Annotated in this window: 4 protein-coding genes and 1 pseudogene; 3 read left to right on the top strand and 2 right to left on the bottom strand. The window is 60.7% G+C overall.

Going from position 1 to position 4,628, the window contains the following annotated elements; all coding sequences use genetic code 11:
• The 3 genes from EN742_RS25055 to EN742_RS25065 all read left to right on the top strand — a co-directional run.
• Positions 1–571 (top strand): hypothetical protein (locus EN742_RS25055; RefSeq protein ID WP_210214478.1); only part of this gene is annotated, 571 nt, incomplete at its 5' end.
• A 237-nt stretch (positions 572–808) separates the two neighbouring features.
• Positions 809–2,443, top strand: a complete 1,635-nt coding sequence (locus tag EN742_RS25060; RefSeq protein WP_128333406.1) for a hypothetical protein — start codon at positions 809–811, stop codon at positions 2,441–2,443.
• 212 nt (positions 2,444–2,655) lie between these two features.
• Entirely contained in the window at positions 2,656–3,366 is a 711-nt protein-coding gene (locus tag EN742_RS25065) for a YfbU family protein (protein ID WP_091600257.1), read from the top strand.
• A gap of 51 nt (positions 3,367–3,417) precedes the next feature.
• Here the strand turns inward: EN742_RS25065 and qatD are convergent, their stop codons facing one another.
• A complete protein-coding gene (qatD, locus tag EN742_RS25070; protein WP_091600256.1) occupies positions 3,418–4,176 on the bottom strand; it encodes a Qat anti-phage system TatD family nuclease QatD in 759 nt (252 codons plus the stop codon).
• A gap of 2 nt (positions 4,177–4,178) precedes the next feature.
• Positions 4,179–4,628: pseudogene (locus EN742_RS37660) on the bottom strand (hypothetical protein); the annotation flags it as partial.

Here is a 4,628-nt window from a genome sequence, read left to right on the forward strand (position 1 = left end):
GTCCTGCCGTCACGTCCAAGGCCCACCGGGAGTCGTGCCATGCACGGAGAATCTCAATCGAACGGCGTCATATCGGTCGGGGGCACTTCGACTTGAGACTCCAGAACACCAAAATCAACTGGACTGCATGATCCCAGAATCGGAAGGCGCCACCCCGTTCGGTATTTTCCTGCTCGCCGACTCCTTTTTGCAGGCCGCGAAGGCCGTTGATGCCGGTCGCCGTGGTCTGACGTCGGGACCGACCAGGTTGCTTTGCTACCATGCGTGCGAACTCTTCCTGAAATGCTACCTCCGCAGCGCGGGCCGAGACATTGAGGCTTTGCGGGCCTTGGGGCACAATCTGCACGAGATGGCTGTGGCCGCTCAAGGTTCAGGCCTGGTCCTGCCTGCCAGAACTGTCAGCCAAGCCAAAACTCTGGCCGACAAGAACGATTATGTGCGTGTGCGCTATATGGTGGTTGAAAAGCCCGGAGACATCCGACCGGAAGTTCTGCTGGCGATGACTGAAAGCATCCGAGAGAGCGTCAGGCTGGCGCTCGGCATGGATCCGCTCGGCAACCCACACCCTTAAGCGCGCCGCCCCAGCGAACTATTCTTTTCGTCAGGCCCCGCTTTTTTCGGTGTCTCGCCCACGAAGACGCCCGGTCGGTCCATGCGAAGGAGTACGGCGCAAGGGAATACGCCGATTGGCGCCTCCGGACTGACGAATTCCAGGCCGACCTGCACCGCCGTGGCGTGCCGTCAGGCCGATCGCCTGGTAGCCCGGCGTTTGTCCGCTTCCGTAGGCAATCTCTGCTACAGTTCTCCCATGTCCCTGTTCTCCCATCTCGATCCGTATCTGCTCAACCCAGCCAACGATCCACTGGTGTTCGACGCCACGCTGGCAGGCCACGGGAGCTACACGACGGAACATTTCGTCTTGCGCCTCAGTCCCCGCGCCCATGAGCTTGTCGACGCGCTCACCCAGCGCGACACCGAGGGTCATGACGCAGCCGAACTGTACCAAGCCTACTCGACCTATCTGCACGAAACCGTGCATTGGTGGCAGCACATGGGGTCCACTGCGGGACTCATCCTCAGCCTGGCGTACCCGGCGCAAATCTATGGCAGCATGACGTCTCTTCAGACCTTTGCGCGGGGCGCCGGCGTCGCCAAACCTGTAAAGGCTTGGGCGCACAGGGCGATGCTCGACGGTCGGACGCACTCTGATCCGGTGCTCGCCGCCGCCAATATTGCCGTCAACAACGCGCTCGACATCAAGTTCTACAAGCAACTTGCCTGGTCGCCGAAGTCGATCCTCTCGCTGGAGCAAACGCCCTATTTTCAGAGCGTCGGGCACAGCTACCTCAAAACCTATGGTGAGATCGTCCACGCGATCAACGGGTCCTGTGACTTCGCGGAAGGGCAATTTCCCGACCCCGGTCGCTGGGATGCACAATTCCTCAAACTTCAACTCAGCCGGATTGAAGGCTTCCATCGCGGTGCGCGCCCACCTTACGCCGACATCGGCATCCAGCAGATATTCGAAGGCCAGGCCCGCTTTTGCCAAATTCAGTATTTGGCATCGTCAGGCGGTCCCGAGCTGCTTCAGACGTATCGCGAGCAAGGCTACTTTGCGCCCGTCTATGTCGACTCGTTTGAACTGTTCCTGGTGCTTACTGGGACAGAATGGCCCGAACGGTATGACAGCCCGGTCGTCGGCCTGTTTCTGCTGATCTGCGATCTGGCAATCAACCCGACGAGGGGGTTTCCGCTCGACATCGAGTTCTTCGAGGACTTTATCCGCGACGTTGATCCTGGCGCGCGCTTCACAAGACTTTGCCTGGCCGCAGCCGAAACCCCCGAGCTCGCCCAGGCGGTGCAAAATTTCTCCGCTCAGGAGTATGAGCACGTCGCGGCGCGACTGAGCGAGCGATGCGGATACGATGATCCGCGGACGGGACTTGCTGCCGTGGTCGGGCTGCTCGGCGACAAGGGCCCTGTCGATGCCCTGATGGAGGAGCATCGTACGTTCAACTATGCCGGTGTGAACATGCCTGTCCGGGTCCTGGTCTCGCACTTCATCGCTTTTTGCCGAGACAAGCAGCGCAGTCCCGAATTTTTCTGTTGGCCGGGCATCTGGATGGCGGGAGACAACTTCAACCCTGAGGCCGGATCGCTGTTCGTCACCCATCTGTCCCTCTTCCAGGACAGAGGTGACACCGAGCAGATCTTTCCTCGCGCCGTGCGCGGCCGGAGCCCCGAAAACATCAAGAAACTGGTCAACACCTTCTTTGGCGGAATGCTCGTGTTCGATCTCGCCCTGCAATGGGTCCTCGAGCCGGGACCTTTCCGCTACGATTTCAAATGGCTTACCGGGAAATCCGAAAATGCTGCACTGATCGCCTTGGCGAGCGACAGTTCGCGCAGTACTACGGCCCGGATCCTGACACCTGCACTCTGATCGACTCGCCTGTTCCCTGAGGGTCCCGACGAGCGCCTAGCCACATGCCGGAGGTGCAGGCACCGGCCGGCATGCCAGCCGTGGGGGGTGTGACGCGCCCCCGTCCTGACCCAAGTAACGACATGCGAGATGGCGATGCTTGCCTTTCACCGTGTCTTACGTACAATGTCCGTACGATATGGATTCGGTACGGACTTGATTGGGAGGTAGATATGGTGAAAACCGAGCGATTCGAGCTCAGGCTCGATGAAAGCACGATTGACCGGATCGATGCTTGGCGGGGAGAGCAGCGTGACCTCCCTTCGCGGGCAGAGGCCATCCGCACCTTGGTGTATACTGGGCTTGAGGCTGGTCGGCGCAAGGCCTTCCGGCCGACCAGCTCTGAAAAACTGATCATGTGGATGCTAGCCGAAGTCCTGCGCCAGCATAAAGGCTACGAGGACATGAAGTCAGTCGAGTTGATTCAGAGCGCCATCTACGGAGGCCATTTCTGGGGCCTGGAATGGGAAATGTCGGGCATCTTTCACGATGAGGTCGACGACCCCGAGGCGCTCGACTTCGTGGTCGACACGATGGCGATGTGGCGAGCCATTGAATGGGGATATGAGAAGCTCAGTCCCGAAGACAGGCAGCGCGTCGAGGACCAGGTGAAGTACTGGGGGAAAAACCCCAAGTTTGACGGCTTCGACGGGAACGAAGAGGGACGCTACATGTCGATGGCCAAATTCATGGTCGAAAAGCTCGGGCGCTTTGAGGAGTTCAGGGACAGATCCCTGAACGCTCACGCCAACACGGTGTCGACTTATCGCGAGATGCTGCAGAAATATGCCGAAATCGAGGCCCGCCGCGGTTCGCCGGCATACAGGCGTGCCGGCCAGTTGCTCAACGCCGACGAGCTCATCGAGCTCCTCAAGCTCCGGTAGCGAATGGTGCAGAGTCGCTGGCCACGATAAGCTCGGGTCGGCGTGGAATCGTCAGTTTGCGGACCGTTCCAAAACTGCCTTTAGATTATTCAAAATGGCGCGCCGCATCTCCTCGGCGCCCAGGCCCACAACGTCGCCAAGCATGCGAACGGCCTCGTCCACGCCGCCCGGCGTGACGGGGGAACCATCTACCTCCACGAAGGGACCATCCGTCTCCGTGAGCAGCCGGTCGAGCGGCAAGGTCCCGAGGAGAGCCACTGACCGCTCGGACCTGAACATGGCCTGGTTGACGGAAAAATAGCACCCGAGAGCCGCAGCCCGCCGCGCGTCTGCGACCGATCCGCTGAACCAGTGCAGCACCACCTTGCCACTGCCCTTGGGAAGCAGCTCCTCGATGTGGTCGAGAACCTTCGACGCCGTGCGGACGCTATGCACGGAGAGGATCTTGTCCCCCGCCCTCTGGCAGGAGGTTAGAATACGCCTGAAGACGTCGACTTGACGATCGATCGAGCGGTAGTGTGCGGGGCTCGCATCGAGACCGACTTCGCCGACATACCTCGTCTCGGGCAACAGCGCCTCGAACAGGGGCAGTTCGGTCCAGCGCTGCTCGGCAAGATGCGGGTGAATGCCGAGCCCAATGCGCACAAACTCGGCGCCCTTTGCAAGGTTCATGTTCTGCCTGAACGCCTTCGGCGTCGTCGTCACCGCGAGCGTCGCCACCTTAGCCTCTTCGCAGGCTCTTATAGCCGCGGCCGGATCTGGATACAGGTCCAGGTGACAGTGGAAATCGACGAGGCGTGGTGCAGACATGCTCAGCTAGGCTTCGCCCTGACGGGTTCGAGGAAATGGGCCACTTCCTGCATCCCTCGCACGAAGACGTCAACATAGTCGTCAATCTCGGACGGCTCGTCGGTCAGCGGACCGGGGATGCGCGCGAGGGCCTTTGCGGCCCGCGGATTCCGCCGTAACCGCTCCGCCATCAGCTGAAACGACCTCACATGTTCGCCCTCGGCCTCGAGCGTATCGAGACGACGCGCCGCCAAATCCTTCACCACATAGGGTGTCGTATCCGACTCGTTCGCGTCCAGGCCGGCTGCCAGGGATGCTCTGCGGATCAGACAGGGGACGCACGTTCCGCAGTGCTGCGGTGGCAGGCCTCTGTAGCGGGCTTTCGCCGGCGAGGAACACGACATCGACGAGGGAATGGCCCGTCGCAACAGCGCCGGATCCTCGCAATCCCTGACCATCTGACCCTTGGTCAC

Origin of the sequence: Mesorhizobium sp. M4A.F.Ca.ET.020.02.1.1 (genome assembly GCF_004022645.1) — a bacterium.
GTDB lineage: Bacteria > Pseudomonadota > Alphaproteobacteria > Rhizobiales > Rhizobiaceae > Mesorhizobium.